Annotated in this window: 8 protein-coding genes; 5 read left to right on the top strand and 3 right to left on the bottom strand. The window is 68.2% G+C overall.

The window, feature by feature from the left end:
* The first annotated feature begins 228 nt into the window (after window positions 1-228).
* Complete coding sequence (locus QXK92_RS03945) at window positions 229-6,810, top strand: PE family protein (RefSeq protein WP_306240359.1); 6,582 nt, start codon at window positions 229-231, stop codon at window positions 6,808-6,810.
* A 449-nt stretch (window positions 6,811-7,259) separates the two neighbouring features.
* On the opposite strand, the gene QXK92_RS03940 is transcribed toward QXK92_RS03945, so the two are convergent.
* A complete protein-coding gene (locus tag QXK92_RS03940; protein ID WP_306240358.1) occupies window positions 7,260-12,116 on the bottom strand; it encodes a PPE family protein in 4,857 nt (1,618 codons plus the stop codon).
* Window positions 12,117-12,896: 780 nt separating this feature from the next.
* On the opposite strand from QXK92_RS03940, the gene QXK92_RS03935 reads away from it, so the two are divergent.
* Both QXK92_RS03935 and QXK92_RS03930 read left to right on the top strand, forming a co-directional pair.
* Window positions 12,897-13,334, top strand: a complete 438-nt coding sequence (locus QXK92_RS03935) for a hypothetical protein (protein WP_306240357.1) — start codon at window positions 12,897-12,899, stop codon at window positions 13,332-13,334.
* 269 nt (window positions 13,335-13,603) lie between these two features.
* Window positions 13,604-14,770, top strand: coding sequence for an LLM class flavin-dependent oxidoreductase (locus tag QXK92_RS03930; RefSeq protein ID WP_306240356.1), 1,167 nt, complete (start codon window positions 13,604-13,606; stop codon window positions 14,768-14,770).
* A gap of 22 nt (window positions 14,771-14,792) precedes the next feature.
* Here QXK92_RS03930 and QXK92_RS03925 read toward each other — a convergent pair whose 3' ends face one another.
* A complete protein-coding gene (locus tag QXK92_RS03925) occupies window positions 14,793-15,260 on the bottom strand; it encodes an SRPBCC family protein (protein ID WP_306240355.1) in 468 nt (155 codons plus the stop codon).
* A gap of 127 nt (window positions 15,261-15,387) precedes the next feature.
* Here QXK92_RS03925 and QXK92_RS03920 point away from each other — a divergent pair, with 127 nt between their 5' ends.
* Window positions 15,388-16,212, top strand: coding sequence for a lysophospholipid acyltransferase family protein (locus QXK92_RS03920; RefSeq protein WP_306240353.1), 825 nt, complete (start codon window positions 15,388-15,390; stop codon window positions 16,210-16,212).
* Here QXK92_RS03920 and QXK92_RS03915 read toward each other — a convergent pair.
* Window positions 16,177-17,802, bottom strand: coding sequence for an ABC-F family ATP-binding cassette domain-containing protein (locus QXK92_RS03915; protein WP_306240351.1), 1,626 nt, complete (start codon window positions 17,800-17,802; stop codon window positions 16,177-16,179). The two genes, QXK92_RS03920 and QXK92_RS03915, sit on opposite strands and share 36 nt — an antisense overlap.
* Window positions 17,803-17,950: 148 nt before the next feature.
* On the opposite strand from QXK92_RS03915, the gene QXK92_RS03910 reads away from it, so the two are divergent.
* The gene (locus QXK92_RS03910; RefSeq protein WP_371934270.1) at window positions 17,951-19,036 is read left to right on the top strand and encodes a serine hydrolase domain-containing protein; all 1,086 of its coding nucleotides are present in this window, start codon (window positions 17,951-17,953) and stop codon (window positions 19,034-19,036) included.
* Window positions 19,037-19,038 lie beyond the last annotated feature (2 nt).

Below are 19,038 nucleotides of genomic sequence, written 5' to 3'. Positions count from 1 at the left end.
GGCTCCGGCAGGACATTCGAGGTGCGCGAACCGACTCAGCAACACACTGCCCAGCGCGCTGACAAATAGATACACATCTTTCGTTTAATGACCGTATGTAAAGCTCATCGACACTACCTGTGCCGTCAATAACGTTTAGATAACGAACGAGAGAAATCCGACCATTCGCAAACCTGACGAATAGCATCGGCGGATCGGGCTACTTGCGGGAAAGTGGGATCTAGCGCCATGTCGTACGTGATTGCAGCAACGAGCACCCTATCGGCGGTCGCATCGGACGTCGGTAGCATCGGATCCGCAATCAGCGCAGCCAATTTCGCAGCGGCGCTGCCCACTACCGAAGTGATGTCGGCCGCCGCGGACGAGGTCTCGACGCGTATCGCCGCTCTGTTTGGCGAGCACGCCGCCAACTACCAAAATCTCGCCGCCGAAGCTGCTGCTTTTCATGATCAATTTGTTCGCACATTACAGACAACCGCATCTTCGTATTCCAGCGCAGAAGCTCTGAGCACAACGCTAATGCAGCAGACGCTGAACATCGTCAACGCGCCCACCCTGGCCCTGCTCGGACGTCCACTCATCGGCGACGGTGCCAACGGCGCACCGGGCACCGGCCAGAGTGGCGGCGCAGGCGGGATTCTCTGGGGTAACGGTGGCGCCGGCGGCTCCGGCGTGACCGGACTGAACGGCGCCAACGGTGGGGCAGGCGGTAGCGGCGGCGTATCGGGATTGATCGGCTCGGGCGGGGCGGGCGGCGCCGGCGGATCGTCAACTACCGGCATCGGCGGCTCCGGCGGGGCGGGCGGATCGGCCCAACTCTTCGGCGCCGCCGGAGCCGGTGGGGCAGGCGGCTTCTCGGCCTCAGGCATCGGTGGCGCCGGTGGTGGCGGCGGTACCGCGTCACTGTTCGGTACGGGCGGCGTGGGCGGTGCCGGTGGCCTGTCGACCTCCGGCACCGGAGGCACCGGAGGTCCGGGCGGCAGCGGCGGCCTTCTGTTCGGCAACGGCGGCGCGGGCGGTGCCGGTGGCGCCGGAGGCACCCAGAGCGGATCGGGTGGAGCCGGTGGCGACGCGGGCTGGATTACCGGAGGCGGCGGGGCCGGGGGCGCGGGCGGCAGCGGACTTCACGGAACCAACGGCACCGACGGCATCACCGGGGGGCAGAACGGCACCAGCGGTACCGCCGGAGGTGCCGCCGGTAACGGCGGAATCGGCGGACGAGGCGGACTGCTCTTCGGCACCGGTGGTGACGGGGGTGCCGGCGGCATCGGTGGCATCGGCGGGTCGGGCGGCCATGGCGCCCTTGGAGACCCTGGCCTGACAGGTGGAGCCGGCGGCAACGGCGGCGCTGGCGGGGCCGGCGGAACCGGCGGTGCGCCCGGCGCTGGCGGGGCGTTGTTCAGCCCCGCGGGTCACGGCGGGGCAGGCGGGTCCGGCGGGGACGGCGGCGTGGCCGGTTCCGGGGGGGTCGGCGGCAAGGGCGTGGTCGTCGGCGGTGTCGCCGGTCAGGGCGGCGCCGGTGGCAAGGGCGGTACCCCAGGCACCGGCGGAGTCGGCGGCCTGGGCGGAGGCGCCGGCGCCAACGCAGGCAGCAACGGCGCGTCCGGTATCACGCCTGGCGGCGGTAACGGCGGCGCCGGCGGCGGCGGAGCGAACGCCACCACTCCCAACGGCAATGGCGGCGACGGCGGTCGGGGCGGTGACGCCGGCGCGGCCGGCGGCGATGGCGGTGCCGGCGGGCGCGGTGGTGACGCGGGCGCGTTCGGCAACGGCGGCAAAGGCGGCGACGGTGGCAACGGCATGGCCGGGGCTGCCGCCAGCGCGCCTGGCGCGAACGGCAATGCGGGCGGCGCGGGTGGGGCCGGCGGTGCCGGTGGTAACGGCGGAACAACGTCGGGCAACGGCGGCGCGGGCGGTGCCGGCGGCACGGGTGCGAGCGGTAGCGCCGGCGCGGCAGCCGCCCCGGGCCTGGCCGGCGGAACCGGCGGGAGCGGCGGAAAGGGCGGGGCCGGCGGGGCCGGCGGCGTCGCGCTCGGCGCGGGCGTTGGCGGGGCAGGCGGTGACGGCGGTGCTGGTGGTGTGGCCGGAGACGGCGGGGCCGGCGGCAAGGGCCTGGTCGTCGGCGGTGTCGCCAATCCGGGCGGCGATGGGGGCAACGGCGGCAACGCCGGTGCCGGCGGAACCGGCGGGGCCGGCGGTAGCGGCGTCACGGCAGGCGTTAACGGCAAGACCGGAGGCACTCCAACTCTCGGCGGTAACGGCGGTGCAGGCGGCGCAGGCGCCGACGCGGTCGTGGCCGGCGCCGCAGGCGGCAACGGCGGCAAGGGCGGTAACGGGGGATCGGTCGGCAATGGTGGCGCCGGTGGAGCCGGGGGTAACGGCCTCGCCGGTGCGCCGGTGGCCGGCGCCGGGTCAAACGGCAACGCCGGCGGCGCCGGCGGCGCCGGCGGTGCCGGTGGGGCCGGCGGGTCGATCTCGGGCAACGGTGGTACCGGCGGCGCTGGTGGAAACGGCGCGGCAGGAAGCGCCGGCATCGCAGGAGCCGCTGGCGGGGCGGGCCTGACAGGCGGCGACGGCGGCAGCGGCGGTGCCGGCGGCAAAGGCGGCGCCGGCGGCGTCGGCGGCACTGCCCTCGGCAAGGGCGTCAGCGGCCAGGGCGGAGCCGGTGGCAACGGCGGTCAGGGTGGAGCACCGGGTGACGGTGGCGCCGGCGGCAACGGCGTTGTGGTCGGCGGCGTGGCCGGCAACGGCGGTGACGGTGGCAACGGTGGTAACCCCGGGGCGGGCGGACTCGCCGGACTCGGCGGCGCCGGCGGCACCGGAGCCCAGTCCGGCGCCAACGGCGCGGCGGGCAGCACCCCGGCCGCCGGCGGCAATGGCGGCCTCGGCGGTACCGGGGCCTCCGCGACCACCGCCGGTGGGGCCGGCGGCGCTGGCGGCAAGGGCGGAAATGGCGGGTCGGTCGGCAACGGCGGCCAGGGCGGCGCCGGCGGCAACGGATTTGTGGGTGCGCAAGGCACTAACGCGAGCAACCCCGGTGATAACGGGACCGCTGGCAGCAGCGGCGGAACCGGTGGAGCCGGTGGCGCCGGTGGTAACGGTGGCAACATCGCCGGCTTCGGTGGTAGCGGTGGGGCTGGCGGTAAAGGTGGCCTCGGCGGTTTCGGAGGTAACGGCGCCAACGGTAGCGACGGCGGCCTGGGGCTCAATGGAGGAACAGGCGGCAACGGAGGCCTGGGCGGTAAGGGTGGCGCCGGCGGCGCTGGCGGGACCGCCGGAACCGGCGCCTTCGGCAGCGGTACGGATGGCGCTGGCGGAGCAGGGGGCAACGGCGGGTTCGGCGGCGCCGCCGGAGACGGCGGCAAAGGCGGTACCGGCACCTTCGCTAACGGCGGCACCGGAACCGGTGGCGACGGCGGCAAGGGCGGGACGGTCGGCGCCGGTGGTGCCGGCGGCCTGGGCGGCAGCAACGGCGGCACCGGCGGCGGCGGTGGCAAGAATGGTCAGGTCGGCGCCCAGGGCGCAGGCGGCAACGGCGGCACCGGCGGCACTGGCGCTGCGGCGACCACGGCGGGTGGCAACGGCGGCAACGGAGGTAACGGCGGCGACGCCGGACCAGTCGGCAACGGTGGGACCGGCGGGACCGGAGGCGCCGGAGGCGCCGGCCAGAAGGGCACCGACGCGACCGTCACCGGCCAAAACGGTGGTACGGGCAGCGGTGGCGGCGTCGGCGGCGCAGGCGGCAAGGGCGGTGCGGGCGGCAGTCTCGCCGGTGTCGGCGGCGCCGGCGGGGCCGGCGGTGTGGGCGGCGTGGGCGGCGCCGGCGGAGCCGGCATCAATGGGGCTGACGGCGGTGAGGGCCTGGCCGGCGGAGCGGGCAGCAACGGTGGTCAGGGCGGCACGGGCGGTAACGGCGGCGTCGGCGGCGCTCCGGGCACCGGCGCCGGCGGCACAGGTAAAGGCGGAGCGGGCGGAGCCGCCGGCAACGGTGGTTTCGGTGGTACCGCAGGCAGCGGTGGTGCCGGCGGGACCGGCACATTCGCGGGCGGCGGCTCTGGCGCCGGCGGCAAGGGCGGGCAGGGCGGGACACCTGGCTCCGGTGGCGCCGGCGGTATCGGCGGTAGCGGAAACAGCGGCGGTGTGGCCGGTGCGGACGGGAAGTCCGGCGGGATGGGCGTCGGCGGCAACGGTGGCACGGGTGGCACCGGCGCGGCGGCAACCACGCCTGGCGGCGTCGGCGGAACCGGTGGTGACGGCGGTGATGCAGGACCGGTCGGCAACGGCGGTTCCGGCGGAACCGGCGGTGCCGGCACATTCGGCGCCAAGGGCGCGGACGCGACCATCGCCGGTCAGGATGGCGGCACGGGCGGTAGCGGTGGTACCGGCGGTGCCGGCGGTAAGGGTGGTGCCGGCGGAACGCTGTCCGGAATCGGCGGAAACGGCGGGTCCGGCGGGTCAGGCGGTATCGGTGGCGTTGGCGGGGCCGGCGCCAACGGCGCTGACGGCGGCCTGGGCCTGGCGGGCGGCGACGGCGGCAACGGTGGTCAGGGCGGGTCCGGCGGTAACGGCGGCACTGGCGGCACTCCCGGCACTGGCGCCAGCGGAACGGGTACCGCGGGCGCCGGCGGTGCCGCCGGCAACGGTGGTTTCGGCGGGTCCGCAGGCACCGGCGGGGCCGGCGGCACAGGCACCTTTGATGGCGGGGGCTCAGGCACCGGCGGTAAAGGTGGCCAAGGCGGGACTCCGGGTAACGGTGGCAGCGGTGGTACTGGCGGTGCCGGCAGCACCGCCGGAGCGAATGGCAAATCTGGCGGCATGGGCGTCGGCGGCAACGGCGGCACCGGCGGCACCGGCGCCGCGGCGACCACACCCGGCGGCGCCGGAGGTAGCGGCGGTGACGGTGGCGACGCCGGACCGGTCGGTAGCGGCGGAAACGGCGGAGCCGGCGGGGCCGGTGCGACTGGCGGTAAGGGCGGTGACGCGACCCTCGTCGGCCAGAACGGCGGCACCGGCGGGGATGGTGGTAACGGCGGCGCCGGCGGCAAGGGAGGTGCCGGCGGCGCGATTTCCGGCAATGGCGGCAACGGCGGTGCTGGTGGCGTCGGAGGAACCGGCGGCACCGGTGGAACCAGCGGTGCCGGTGCCATCGGCGGGTCCGGCGGAACGGGCGGGACCGGCGGCCAGGCCGGTGCGGCGGGCACGGCTCTCGCACTCGGCGCGAAGGCCGGCTCCGTGGGCGTCACCGGGAACGGCGGAAACGGTGGAAACGGTGGATCCGGCGGCGCCGGGGTATCAGGTTCCATCAATGGCGGCACCGGCGGTACCGGCGGCACAGGCGGCAAGGCGGGCGCGCCGGCCTCGAGCGGAAACCCGGTGGGCGTCAGCGGAAATGGGGGCCGCGGGGGGAACGGAGGCTTCGGTGCCGCAGGCACTTCCGGCAGCACCCCGGGTGCTGCGGGCACCGCAGGAGGCACCGGCGGAAATGGCGGTGCCGGTGGCGTAGGCGGGGCGCCGGCGGTCGTCGGCGGCGCTGGCGCCGGCAATGGCGGCAACGGCGGGAATGCAGGCAGCGGAGGGAGCGGCGGCAGCGGTGCCTCCGGTGCCGCGAACGCAGGTTCCGGCGGAAAGGGTGGCGCCGGCGGAAACGGCGGGAACGGCGGTGCCGGCGGCGCCGCCGGCGGCGTCGGGGCTTCTGCGGGCATCCAAGGCAATGCCGGAGGCGGCGGCAACGGTGGCGCCGGGGGCGCAGGCGGCCTCGGGTCGGCCGGTGTCAACCCAACCCCAGCGAACCCGCAGAACGGATCGGCTGCCAACGGCACTCAACCACCCGACGTCCTCATCGGCAAAGGCAATGTCGGGATGGTCGGCAGCAACGGCGCCGACGCCACCGCCCCAGGACAGACCGGCGGCACCGGCGGTAAGGGCGGAGGCAATGTCCTCACGGCTGGATACGGAAACGCCAACGGCGGGGCGGGCGGTAACGGCGGAAACGGCGGGCCAAGCGGGGGCAATGGCGGCAACGGCGGCATGGGAGGAACCGGTTCCCAAGTCTCGATAGGTAATTACGCAGCCGGCGGCGTCGGCGGTAACGGCGGCACCGGCGGATACGGCGGCAACGGCGGCAACGGCGGCACCGGCGGAGATGCGCTCGGCGGCGTGGGGATTCCGGTCAGCGCGACGTATCCCGGCAACGGCGGCAACGGCGGCAACGGCGGCTTCGGCGGAGGCAAGGGCGGCACCGGTGGCATGGCCGGGCTCTCGTTCTTCGGTACCAACTCGGGAGATCCCAGCTACGGCGCTACCGGCGGTACGGGCGGCAACGGCGGTCAAGGAGTCACTGGCGGCACCGGAGGTCTGGGCGGCGCCGGCGGCGCCGGTGGCAATGCCGGATACGGCGGCGGCAACGCGCTCGGTGGCAACGGCGGCGTCGGTGGCGCCGGTGGGTCCGGCGGCACCGGAGCGGTTGGCGGCACTGGTGGCGACGGCGGCACCGGCAACACCATCGCGATTGGCGGCAACGGAGGTAACGGGGGTAACGGCGGCACTGGCGGCACCGGAGGCACCGGAGGCACCGGAGGCAGTGGCGGCACCGCCGGCCTAGGACCCAACGGGAGCTTGATCGGCAGCGGTATCGGCGGTGACGGCGGCGCTGGCGGTAGCGGTGGATTCGGCGGTGGCGGCGGTACTGCCGGTAAGGGCGGCGCGGCCTACAACAGCATCGCCTGGCCCTACGGCACCAACGGTAGTGACGGCAGCGCTGGCGCGATCGGGTCTACCGGCAGCGCCGGCACCGCAGGTTCCAAGGGGTAGCCGAACCGGCTGTGATGCGTTGTCCCCCAATGCGTTGTCCCCCAACGCGTTGTCCCCCTGCCGATCCTCAGGCAGGGTGGGCGACCGCACGGCTTGGAGAGTCCAGCTACACATTCGCCGGCCGAGGTGGGACTTCGGTGTCGGCGGAAATGTTGAAAGCGCTCTTGTTCAGACAACCCATCGGCGCGGCAGTTGGAATTTCCCTGCCATCGACGACTCCAGTCGCTTGTCAGCAGGACGTGAGTTCCGTTGTTGAGAGAACCCGACCCGGCGGTAAATCAGAACTCTGAGCCGACGTCGCTAGGGACGCCAAGCCGGGCTGTCTGCCACTAGGCAGCGCTGACGAAATCCCGTGCAGCCCATGTACTTTGCCGCGGGCACGCCGCGCCAGATGGGCGATCGCCACCGGTAACTTCTTACCGCAATCCGGCGATCACGAAGCTGGCGGCTTAAGGCCCTGTCCCGGTGGTGAAAAACCCGGAGAGCTTCTGGCCGATATTCCTGAAGCCGGAGTCGAGGGCTGCCGTCATCAGGCCAACCGAGCTGGTGTTGGCGTAGCCCGACACGGCGTTGCCCCAGTTCGACATGCCGGATACGAACTCGCCGACGTTGAAGGAGCCCGAAACCGCGCCCAACAATGTATCGGGCACCTGGTTCCAGAATCCCGACACCGCAGATCCGACGTTGCCGAAGCCCGATGCCCCGCCCAGCCCACTGTTGAAGAAGCCCGACGATGGCACGGACGTGGTGTTTCCTACGCCTGGTCCGCCGAAGTTGATGGGAATATTGATCGGCCCGAGCCCTCCGTTCAGCGCGACATTCAGCGGAGCGAGGCCAATGCTGAAACCAGGGATGGTGACGGCGTTGGTGCTGCCGCTCAACGGGATGTCGAGGCCAATTCGCGGAATATTGATGCCACCAATGGTGAAGGGGTCGGTGGATCCGTTCAACGGAATGCTGAGTCCGATCTCAGGAATGTTGACCCCACCGATAGTGAATGGGTTCGTCGTCCCGCTCAGCGGAACGTTGAGACCGATTTGCTGAAGGCTGAAGCCGGTGATGGTGATGGGATTGGTCGTTCCGCTCAGCGGAAGGTTCAGTCCGAACGCCGGAAGACTGAACCCGGCAATGGTGAACGGGTTGGTCGCGCCCTTCAGCGGCAGGTCCAGGCCAAATTTTTCGATACTGAAGCCGTTGATGCTGAATGGCTCGGTGCCACCGGTCAGCACCGGTCCCACGGTGAATGTGCTCAGCGGGATCGGGCCGATGTAACCCGTGATGACACCCCCGACATTCAACGGAATCTGGCCGATGAAAATGCCGATCGGTATCGTCACACCGACCGTCACGGGGATGCCAGGAATGGTGATGTTGGGCACGGTGACATTACCGATTCCGCCGCTGGCCTCCAGCGCCACCGGAATCGACGGAATGGTGATATCAGGCACCGTGACGGGACCGATGCCACCAGCCGCGAGCAGGCTCAGCGGTATTCCCGGAATATTGACATTGGGCACGGTGATCGGCCCGATACCTCCGGCAGCGACCAGATTGAGTGGTATGCCCGGAACGCTGATGTCGGGCACGGTGATAGGACCGAGGCCGCCGGCCGCCAACAAATTCAGCGGAATCCCCGGAATATCGATGTTCGGAACGGTGATCGGCCCCAGTCCGCCGGCAGCGACCAAATTCAGCGGAATCGCCGGAATCGTGATGTCGGGCACCGTGATCGGTCCCACAGCGCCGGCCACCTCGACGCTCAATGGGATAGCGGGAAGCGTGATGGTGCCCGAGACGCCGGCGAGTCCCTGGTAGTCACCGCGCCAGAACATGCCATTGCTGAAGTTGCCGGTAATCAACGCACCGGTGTTGACGTCGCCGTTGTTCAACAAGCCGGTGTTGATGTTGCCCGGGTTCAACAGGCCGGTGTTGAGGTCGCCCGGGTTGAAATCGCCCGTATTCACGCTGCCGGCGTTGAAGTTGCCGGTGTTGTGACTGCCTACGTTGGCAATACCGCTGTTCACGCTGCCGACGTTGAAGAAACCGGTGTTGGCATTGCCTGCATTGCCCAGGCCGGTGTTGTAGCTGCCGGAGTTTCCGATGCCGAAGTTTCCGGTGCCGGAGTTGAAGAACCCGACGTTGCCGTTGCCCGAGTTGCCGAAACCGATGTTGCCGATCCCTGAGTTCAGACCACCGATCCCGATCTGGTTGTTGCCCGTCAGTCCGATCCCGATGTTCCCGTTACCCGTGTTGCCGAAGCCGATGTTGCCGTTACCGATGTTGCCGAAACCGAAGTTCTGCATTCCGGCGGTCAACCCGGGGCCCGTGTTGCCGAACCCGACATTGCCGTTGCCGAGGTTGCCGAACCCGAAGTTGTTGTCGCCGAGGTTTCCGAAGCCGAAACTCCCAGCCCCGACGTTGCCACCACCGATGTTGACACTGCCGACGTTGCCAAGGCCGAAGTTGGAGATGCCCACGTTAGCGGCGCCGGTGTTCAGAGTGCCATCGTTTGCAAAGCCGAGGTTGAACGTGGTTCCCCCTGCGGCATTGCGCAACAAGCCGGCGAGATGATCACCCGTGTTGGCGATGCCGGAGTTGAAAGCCGCGGTCGCCATGCCCGCCGTGCTGGTGTTGAACAGCCCCGAGACCGTGTTGCCGAAGTTCGACATCCCCGAGGTGAGCGGCCCGACGTTGAATGAGCCGGAGTTCCCGAGACTTTGCGCAACATTCCAATAGCCGGAACTGCCGGACCCGAAGTTGCCGATACCCGACGTCCCGCCGGCGCCACTGTTGAAGAATCCCGACGACGGCGTGGCTGTCGTGTTGCCGAAACCCGGGCCGCCGATGTTGATCGGGATCTCGATCGGGCCCACACTGCCGGCCACCTGAAGGCCCAGGGGGATGGGGGGAAGACTGAAACCGTTCGGGAATATCGTGATTGGGCCCAGCCCGCCTCCTACGTTGATACCCAGCGGTATCGCGGGCAGCGTGTAGCCGTTCGGGAAGACAGTCAAGGGGCCCAGGCCGCCACCTACGTTGATACCCAACGGGATCGGCGGAAGGTTGTATCCATTCGGAAAAAGCGTGACCGGGCCGAGGCCGCCGCCCACATTGACACTCAACGGGATTTCCGGAATCGAGTATTGGTTGGGGAACAGAGTGAACGGTCCTATGCCCCCACCGACGTTCACGCTCAGCGGGATTCCGGGGATCGAAATGGTGGGGGTGCTTACCGGCCCGATGCCGCCCCCGACGTTGACAGACAACGGAATGCCCGGAAGCGTGATCGTCGGGGTGCTGAAACCGCCTATCCCACCGCCCACCGTTATCTTGCCCACGTCGAGCGTGACCGTGCCGGGGCCTACGGTCCCCACGGTCGGGTTGACGCCCAACAATCCAAGCGCCAACGGTGATGCCGGGAAGGTGATCGGGATGTTCAACAGTGGGGCGCTCGACAGCTTGAGCTCGATCTGGTTGAGAGTGACCGGCGGGATGGTGATTGGACCGACCAGTGCGCCGCTGCTGTTGATGCCGAGCCCAATCGTGGGAATGGTGATGGGCGGAACGGTGATTGGACCGACGAGCGCACCGTTGCTGTTGATGCCCAAACCGATCGTGGGAACAGTGATGGGCGGGATGGTGATCGGACCGACCAACGCGTTGGAACTGTTGATGCCCAGCCCGATCGTGGGAATGGTGATCGGCGGGATGGAGATTGGGCCGGCCAGAGCGCCATTACTGTTGATGCCCAGACCGATCTCAGGAACTGTGATAGGCGGCAACGTAATTGGGCCAACCAGCGCGCCGTTGCTGTTGATGCCCAACCCGATCTCAGGAACCGCGATCGGCGGCAGGGTTATTGGACCGAGGTCCCCGAGCCCATCGAGATTCAAGCCGATCGCCGGGATGATCAGCCTGCCCGAGTAGCCGGCCCGGCCCTGGAAGTCACCCCGCCAGAAGAACCCGTTGTTGTAGCTCCCCGTATTGAGCGCCCCGGTGTTGACGTTGCCGATGTTGCCCCAGCCGGTGTTCAGATTGCCGGGGTTGAATCCGCCGGTGTTGGAGTTGCCCGTGTTCCAGTTCCCCGTATTCAAACTGCCCAGGTTGAAGTTGCCCGTGTTGTAGTTACCGATGTTCGCGATGCCCGAGTTGGCGATGCCGGTGTTGAACAAACCGGTGTTGGCCTCGCCGGCGTTGCCGATACCGGTGTTGTAGCTGTTTCCGGAGTTGAACAGGCCGAAGTTTCCGGTGCCCGAGTTCCCGATGCCGATGTTGCCGGTGCCCGAGTTGAACAACCCGATGTTGCCCGTGCCCGAGTTCAGGCCGCCGATTCCCTGCAGATTATTGCCGTTCAGCCCAAAGCCGATGTTCCCGTTGCCCGTGTTACCGAAGCCGATGTTTCCACTGCCGGTGTTCCCGAAGCCGAAGTTGTTGCTGCCGGTATTGCCGAAGCCCACGTTTCCGACCGCGGCCGTCAGGCCGGCACCGATGTTGCCGAAGCCGAAATTGTTGCTGCCCAGGTTGCCGAAGCCGAAATTGTTGCTACCCAGGTTGCCGAAGCCGAGGTTGTAGCTGCCCAGGTTGCCGCCGCCCAGGTTGTAGCTACCCAGGTTCCCGCTGCCGAGACTGAAGTTGCCGAAGTTGCCATTGCCGACGTTGCCCATGCCGCTGTTCGCAAGGCCCAGGTTGATGTTGCTCGTCACGGTCGGCGCGGCGGCAGCGGCGCTGACGACGGCCGCGATCGCGTTGGGCGCGGCTGCCAGTTGGGCGGGCAGGCTCGCCAGACTCTGCAGCGGTTGAAGGAGCGGCGTCAGTCCGGCGGCTACCGCCGAAGCCCCGGCATGGTAGGCAGCCATCGCTGACACATCCAGGGCCCACATCTCCTCATAGATGCCCTCCACGGCCGCGATAGCGGGGGCGTTCTGGCCGAAGAGGTTCGAAATCACCAGTGCGACAATCTCATTACGGTTGGCGGAGACCAAGTCTGGCAGCACCATCGCTGAGCGGACCGCTTCGAACTCGGTAACCAGCGCGCCGGCCTGCGTGGCGGCGCGGGTCGCCTGGTCAGCCGCCGCGGAAAGCCACGCAGCGTAGGGACCCGCGACCGCCGCCATCGCCATGGACGCCGCACCCTGCCACGCCCCGCCGACGAGGCCGGACGTCACGGATTGAAATGACGCCGCGGCCGTCGCCAGTTCACCGGCCAGCCCGTCCCATGCTGCCGCCGCGGCCAGCATCGGCTGGGATCCCGCCCCGGCGTGTATCAGGGCAGAGTTGATCTCGGGGGGCAGCACAAGGAAGCTCATCGCCTTACCTCTCTAAGGTGGCATCTACGCCGTGACAGCCCCTGACGACCGGTGAGACCCCCCACCCACGGACGTCGACAAGCTGGTGTTCGTAGCGGCCAAGCTACGCGGTGATCTGGGGTTCAAACGGGGGGATTTATCTAAACGCGATCTAAATGTTATCGAAACGTGATATTTTATAGGTAGCTGTGAAAAATAACTTTACATCGCAATGACGGAGCGGAAGTTCCAGCCGCTTTGTCAAAGCCGAGACCGCGCGAGATGGCACGGAGCATGCAGTGCAACAAGGGAATTCAGCCGCCCAGCGGAGCGGGAGCGTCGCGTCGCAGAATGATCTTGAAATCGGCCAAACACAATCTGCACAACCAACTACTACATCTCGCAAATGTCCAAATTATGGAAAATCGGCCTTTTTGTCTTCGTCTGGGTGCTTCATGTTCTAGAAAGCTGTTCACGTCCAATGTTTTTGCATCCCGCGGCGGGCCTGGGACACCGTGGCCCGCCGCTCCACCGCGGCACACCGCATCACCCACCGGACCAGGCCGGCAGCGGGGTTGATCAAGCGCCAGAATCGGCAGACGAGCTGACTTGCCCTGATGTTGTTGAACGCCAACCTGATTCGAGACACCTGCCGCCAGCAAGGGGCCCTGCTGGCGCAGCGTTCGGCTCCTCGATTCCTACGGGCTGCAAAGATGCCGTCGTCAGCAGTTTCCTTGCCCAAATTACGGGGTATGCCGCCCAAGCATCCCTGCAAGACGAGAGTGGAGATTGGTATAGCTGATGAGAACTGGAGCTAGAACTGCCTTTGCGGTGTTCGGCGGTGGAGCCATGCTCGTCATGGCCGTCGCCTGTGGCGGCGGAGATAACAAGGGCCCGAGCAGCAGCACCACCCCGTCGTCGTCGACGACGCCGACGACGACGACGACAATGTCCAGCACCGCACCGTCCAGCGGTGCGGCACCCTCCGAGACCCAACCCGGCGGCGCGCCCGGCGGGCCGACGGGCACCGGCGGTCCGAACGGCGGCGGCGGCAGCATCCCGGGCGGACCCACTGGTGGTGGCGGACCCGGAGGCGGCAGCGGCAGCATTCCGGGCGGACCCACCGGCGGTGGCGGACCCGGTGGCGGCGGCGGCAGCATTCCGGGCGTCGGCGGTGGCAGCGGCGGACCCGGCGGCGGCGGCGGCTGCGTCGGCAACATCTGCGGCAGCATTCCGTGATCGACTGACCATCGCTAACTGAAAATCCAAACGAGGACCGGGGCAACCCGGTCCTCGTTTGTCATTCCGGCGCGCATCGTCGTCCTCACCCCGCCGTCCCGGCGCGCATCGTCGTCGGGCCCCACACACCGGCCCGACTCCTCACCCCGCCGTCCCGGCGCGCATCGTCGTCGGGCCCCACACACCGGCCCAACTCCTCACCCCGCCGTCCCGGCGCGCATCGTCGTCGGGCGTAAAGTTCGGGCAGCGCCGACAACAAGGGAGCCACCATGGCGAAGCTCAGGTTCGGATATTTCATCGCCCCTTTCCACCGCGCCGGCACCAATCCGACGCTCGCCCTGCAGCGTGACCTCGAGTTCGTCGAGCACCTCGACGAACTCGGTTTCGACGAGGCATGGATCGGTGAGCATCACTCGGCCGGCAGCGAAATCATCAGCTCGCCAGAGGTGTTCATCGGAGCCGCGGCCCAGCGTGCCAAGCGGATCCGGTTCGGCACCGGCGTTATCTCGCTGTCGTATCACAACCCGCTGTGGGTAGCCGACCGGTTGATGCTGCTCGACCACCTCACACACGGTCGCATCATCGGCGGGATGGGCCCGGGTTCGTTGCCCACCGACTCGTCCATGATCGGGCTGACCCCCACCGACACCCGTGAGTTGCTGGAAACCAACCTCGACATCGTCGTCCGCTTGCTGGCGGGGGAGACCGTCTCCGCCAAGACCGCCACCCACCAACTCTTCGACGCCAAACTGCAGCTCGCACCGTATTCCGACGGAGGCATCCCGCTCGCCGTGGCGGCCGTCGCGTCTCCCACCGGTGCGCGGCTGGCCGGCAAGCACGGAATCGGCCTGCTCTCCATCGGCGCGACGCTGACGATCGAAGGTTTCGACGCGCTGGCCTACCACTGGGGCATCGTCGAGGAACGGGCCAAGGCGTTCGGGACGCGCGTCGACCGCAGCAATTGGAGCCTGGTCGGCCCCATGCACATCGCCGAGACCGACGAGCAGGCCCGCGCCGACGTGAAATTCGGCATCGAGCCGTGGTTCCGTTATTTCCAGAAGGTCGCCGCATTCCCGCAGATGACGATGCCGGGGGACCGGCTCGACGAGATGATCGACATGATCAACGAGAACGGCGCCGGAGTCATCGGCACACCCGAGCGCGCCCGCGAGCAGGTGCAACGGTTGTGGGATCAATCAGGCGGTTTCGGCTGCATGCTGCAGATGGGTCACGAGTGGGCCAACCCGGCGGCGACCAGACGATCCGCCGAGCTGTTCGCCGCCGAGGTCATACCGCATTTTCAGGGCCAGGCGCAGCCGACGCTGGATGCCGCGACGCGCGCCGGCCAAATGCGCGACGATCTGGCTGCGACGCAGTTGCAGGCGATCGAGCACATGACCAAGAAGTACCAGGACGAACTCGGGGCGCAGCAGTAACGAAACGCGTTGCGCGACAGCGCTACCGGGCAGCTCCGGACTCCTGTTCGGCCGCCTTCACCAGCTTGCCGGCGAAGAACTTGACCGCACCGCCCATCGCCGCGCGGACCGCCGGGCCGGTGCCGCGGACTTTCTCGTTGAACGAGCCGCTCCAGCGGATGTCGGTGCCTCCCGAAGCCGTGGGAGTGAGCACCACCTCGCCGCGGTAATCGTCGGCGGGCTGCGGCGAGCCGACCAGCTTGTAGACGTGTCGACGGTCCTGCTCGTACTCGACGGTTTCCTCCTGTACGAACACCGGGAACATGCCCAACTTGCGAATCGCCCCCACGCCGCCGGGAGCGGGGTTCCCCTGGCGCACCCAACTCGAGGAGACGACGATCGGCTTCGCCCAGGACGACCAGTTGCCGCCGTCGGCGACCAAGCGGAACACCGTCGCGGGAGGCGCGCTGGTGGTCTTGTTGACCTCGAAAGTGAACTTGCGACCCGACATGCTGACTCCCACCGTGACGACTGCCCGAGACTGTGCTGCCGGGTACCCTACCGGGCCGCGATATAGCCACCCGATCTGACGGGCGAAAACGATTCCGCTTCGGCGCGGGCGGGCGCATACTCTCCGTGTGCCAGACGCCGACACCGTATCCGTCCCACCCACCCCCACCAAGGCTGATGTCGCAGCCGCGCTGAACCTGATCAAGCCGCTGCGAAGGTTGATCAAACCCAAGGTCTACGGCATAGACAACGTCCCCACCGAGCGCGCCCTGCTGGTGGGCAACCACAACACGCTCGGCATGGTGGACGCGCCGTTGCTGGCCGCCGAGTTGTGGGAGCGGGGCAGGATGGTCCGTTCGCTGGGCGATCATGCGCACTTCAAGGTTCCCGGCTGGGGCGATGCGCTGATCCGCATGGGCGTCGTCGACGGCACCCGGGAGAACGCGTCCGAGCTCATGCGCCGCGGCGACCTGGTGATGGTGTTTCCCGGCGGCGGCCGCGAGGTCAACAAACGCAAGAACGAGCAGTACAAACTGGTATGGAAAAACCGGCTCGGCTTCGCGCGCTTGGCAATTCAGTTCGGTTATCCGATCATCCCGTTCGCCTCGGTGGGTGCCGAACACGGCATCGACATCGTCTTGGACAACGAGTCCAAATTGATGGCGCCGGTGCAGTTTTTCGCAGAGAAAGTGCTTGGCACACCCGACGGTCCGCCGTTGGTCCGCGGAGTCGGGTTGACCCCGGTGCCGCGTCCGGAGCGCCAGTACTACTGGTTCGGTGAGCCGATCGACACCACCGAATTCAGCGGCCAGGAAGCCAACGACAACGCCGCACGCAAGGTGCGTGAGCGCACCGCGGCAGCGGTCGAACACGGCATCGAGTTGATGCTGGCCGAGCGTGAAGCCGACCCGAACCGGTCACTCGTCGGACGGCTGCTGCGCTCCGACAGTTAGCCGGCCACCGCAGAGTCGGAGCCGGCGGTCGAGGTTCAGCTCGTCGAGGAACCGGTGATCATGACTGACGACGACGAAGGCGCCCCGATAGGCGGTCAACGCGCTGCGGAGCTGGGCAACACTGGTTAGGTCCAGGTTGTTGGTGGGCTCGTCCAACAGCAGCAGCTGAGGTGCCGGCTCTGCGCTGAGGAGGCAGGCCAGTGTGGCCCGCAGCCGTTCGCCGCCCGACAGGGTCGACACCGGTTGATGGGCACGCTGTCCAGGAAAAAGGAAGCGCGCCAGCCGCGTCATCCGGTCGGCCTGCGGCATACTCGGCGCGAACTCGGCGAAGTTGCCGGCGACGGAAAGTTCCTGGTCCAGAATGTCGAGGCGTTGCGACAAATACGCAACAGGGACATGGAGGCGCCGCGCGCCTTCAGCGTGAATCCGTCCGCCGATCGCGCGCAGCAGGGTGGACTTGCCCGCGCCGTTGGGTCCCGTCAGAGCGATGCGTTCGGGACCCCGGATGCTCAGGTCGATGCCGTGACCGGCGAACAGCGGCACGCCGTCCCGCCGCACCTGGATGCCGGTTCCGGTGAAGACGCTCCGACCGGCGGGCACGAGGGTGTCCGGAAGATCGACCACGATCCGCGGAGGTTCGCGCAGGGCGCGGCCGGCCTCGTGGGCGCGGGCGCCCGCTGCCTCGACACGAGCGGCATGCAGCCGATCCGACTTCCCGGCAGACTCCTGAGCACTGCTCTCACGCTTGTCCAGGAGTGCTTTGGGCAAGCCCAGCCGCTGCCGGTTGCGCACCGCATTGCCGGTGCGTCGTGCGGCGCGTTCACGCGCTTTCTGCCGGTCCCTCCGCTGGCGCGCAAGGTCGAGTTCGGCGCTGCGCAGTCGCTGTTCGGCAACATCGCGCTCGTGCTGAACGGCTTGTTGGTAGAACGTGTAATTGCCTCCATAGCAACGGATTTCGTCTGAAATAACTTCGGCGATGTGGTCCATCCGGTCGAGCAACAGCCGGTCGTGGCTGGCCACCACGAGGCAACCGCTGTAGTCGTCGAGCACCTGATAAAGACGACGACGACTGTCACTGTCGAGATTGTTGGTGGGTTCATCCAGCAGCAGCACATCGGGCCGCCGCAACAGCTGGGCCGCCACGCCCAGGGTCACGATCTCCCCACCCGAAACGGTGTCCAGCCGCCGGTCCAGCGCGAGGTGGCCCAGCCCGAGGCGATCCAGCTTAGCGGTAACGCGATCGGCGATATCCCAGTCGTCACCGACGGCGGCGAAGACTTCGTCACGGACGTCTCCACCGGCCAGCGCCTCGAGCGCCGCCAACGCGGGCGCGACACCGAGGACGTCGGCCACCGTGAATTCCGGGGTGAAGGGCAGCTGCTGGGACAGATAGCCGACGACTCCCTGCACCGACACGCTGCCCCTGTCAGGTTGATAGCGGCCGGCGAGCAGCTCGAGCAGCGTAGTCTTTCCGGCACCGTTGGGTGCGACGAGACCGGTGCGGCCGGCATCGAAGACGAATGACAGCTCCTCGAAAACGCGGGTGCCGTCCGGCCACCCAAACGACAGATTCGAACAGGAAATAGACACGGGCGGGTCCTCACATGGGCAACGGCAGGTGCGAAAGGAATGTGACGAAGGAATGCGAGCCGAAGCTCACGCTGAGATGTCGTTGCTCCCGTCCATGGCTGTCTTCCTAACAAGCGCAACCCGCGGCGTGCAAACGATTTTCTGGTCGTTGACTCTGCCGTTGCTGTCGGCACTGGCCCTCGGCGCATGCACGGCCACCCACCCCGCGCGCACCCCGGCCACCGCCGCCACCAGCACGACGTCGACTGTCAAAGCGGGCAGCAGTCAGGCCGTGCTGGACACCGCCGTCAAGGCCGACGGGCCTGGTTGCTCGGCGGCGGTCGGCATCGATGGCAAGGTGGCCTGGGCCGGGGTGGCGGGACTGGCGAACATCAACAACGGGGCGAAGATCACCGCGGAGACGGTTTTCGACATTGCCTCGGTATCAAAGCAATTCACGGCGACCGCCGTCCTGCTGCTGGCCGCCGCCGGAAAGCTGACCGTGGACGATTCGCTCGCCCAGTACCTGCCGGAAATGCCCCCGTGGGCCGCGAATGTCACGCTCGCGCAGCTGATGCACCACACCAGCGGAATCCCCGACTACGTCGGCCTGCTGCAGGAACAGGGTTTCAGCTACGCCGACCGAACCACCGAGGCGCAGGCATTGCAGGCGCTGGCGGCAGCGCCGGAGCTGGTCTTCAAGCCCGGCGCCCGCTTCGAGTACTCCAATTCCAACTATCTGCTGCTGGGTGAGATCGTGCACCGGCTGTCCACCAGGCCGCTTCCGGACTACCTCAGTACCGAGATCTTCACACCGCTGAGCCTGACCATGGCGATGGACCCGACCGCGAGCATCCCCGGCAAAGCGTTGTCCTACACCGAGACTGAGGGCGGGGGCGACTTTCAGGCGGCCGACTCCAGGTGGGAGCAGGTTGGCGACGGGGGTATTCAGACCACCCCGAGCCAACTGGTCCGGTGGGCCGACAACTACCGCACCGGCAAGGTGGGCGGGCCCAGTCTGCTCGACGCGCAGCTGTCCGGAGCAGTGCCGACCGAGCCGGGCGGCGGTGACCGCTACGGCGCCGGCATCTACTCCCTGGCTAACGGCATGCTCGAACATGACGGCGCGTGGGCCGGGTTCGTCACCGCGTTCCGCGTCAGCAGCGACCGGCGGACGTCGGTGGCGATCAGCTGCAACGTCGACAAGCAGGACCCGACGGCCCTGGCGGACGCACTGGGCCGCATCTGGATGTAGCG

It is taken from the genome of Mycobacterium sp. TY815 (genome assembly GCF_030755135.1).
Classification (GTDB): domain Bacteria; phylum Actinomycetota; class Actinomycetes; order Mycobacteriales; family Mycobacteriaceae; genus Mycobacterium.
Note: the sequence above shows the minus strand (reverse complement) of the source record. Positions and strands in the feature narration are given on the sequence as shown.

What these genes read in the sequence shown, in the direction of transcription:
- QXK92_RS03945 (WP_306240359.1), top strand. Translation starts at nt 229, where the DNA reads ATGTCGTACGTGATTGCAGCAACGAGCACCCTATCGGCGGTCGCATCG.
- QXK92_RS03940 (WP_306240358.1), bottom strand. Translation starts at nt 12,116, where the DNA reads ATGAGCTTCCTTGTGCTGCCCCCCGAGATCAACTCTGCCCTGATACAC.
- QXK92_RS03935 (WP_306240357.1), top strand. Translation starts at nt 12,897, where the DNA reads ATGAGAACTGGAGCTAGAACTGCCTTTGCGGTGTTCGGCGGTGGAGCC.
- QXK92_RS03930 (WP_306240356.1), top strand. Translation starts at nt 13,604, where the DNA reads ATGGCGAAGCTCAGGTTCGGATATTTCATCGCCCCTTTCCACCGCGCC.
- QXK92_RS03925 (WP_306240355.1), bottom strand. Translation starts at nt 15,260, where the DNA reads ATGTCGGGTCGCAAGTTCACTTTCGAGGTCAACAAGACCACCAGCGCG.